Annotated in this window: 1 protein-coding gene and 1 pseudogene; both read left to right on the top strand. The window is 41.1% G+C overall.

Features of this window, described 5'->3' with window-relative positions; all coding sequences use genetic code 11:
* The first annotated feature begins 9 nt into the window (after nt 1-9).
* Entirely contained in the window at nt 10-279 is a 270-nt protein-coding gene (locus tag G5B12_RS17715; protein ID WP_442859969.1) for a PrgI family protein, read from the top strand.
* Nucleotides 161-609, top strand: a pseudogene (locus G5B12_RS17295) (VirB4-like conjugal transfer ATPase, CD1110 family); the annotation flags it as partial. The gene G5B12_RS17715 and the pseudogene G5B12_RS17295, both read left to right, overlap by 119 nt.

The following is a 609-nucleotide window of genomic DNA, read 5'->3' as shown; positions in this document are numbered from 1 at the left end:
TTTTTCTTCATGGCGATGTATGAAAAAGACGGGCTTCCCTTTGAAAAAGTGGTGGCAAATATCATTCGACAGAAGTTTATCTGTCCAGCGGTAAGACCATATAAGACAGAAAATTTTTATCAGGAGATTTCCACCCTTGTAAAAAAGGAGGGTGTGCCGGATGGCAAAAAAGACAAAGCAGGAGGCTCAGCAGGAGCGTCTGTCTCTGGCGGAAAAAAGAAACCGTCAGGAAAGAAGAAACAAAAAAAGCAGAAAAGAAAGAGAACAGGAAAAGCGTAAGAAGAAACAGGAACGGAATCGCAGGAAACAGAAAGGCATTCCTACAACTGCACAGCAGAGCATTCCGTATATTCGGATGCTGCAGGATGGTATCTGCCAGGTGACAAAGACCTTTTTCTCTAAGACGATTCAGTTTTATGACATCAATTATCAGCTGGCTTTAAATGAGGATAAGACCACGATATTTGAGAATTACTGTGATTTCTTAAATTACTTTGATTCTTCCATCAGTGTGCAGCTGTCCTTTATCAATCAGCAGGTGGATGTGGCAGAATTTGAGAAAAGTATTGATATTCCGGATCAGAACGATGACTTCAATGCCATTCGTGA

Source organism: Blautia sp. MSK.20.85 (assembly GCF_013317245.1).
GTDB lineage: Bacteria > Bacillota > Clostridia > Lachnospirales > Lachnospiraceae > Blautia_A.
This window is presented reverse-complemented; position numbering and strand designations above follow the sequence as displayed.

What these genes read in the sequence shown, in the direction of transcription:
- G5B12_RS17715 (WP_442859969.1), top strand. Translation starts at nt 10, where the DNA reads ATGGCGATGTATGAAAAAGACGGGCTTCCCTTTGAAAAAGTGGTGGCA.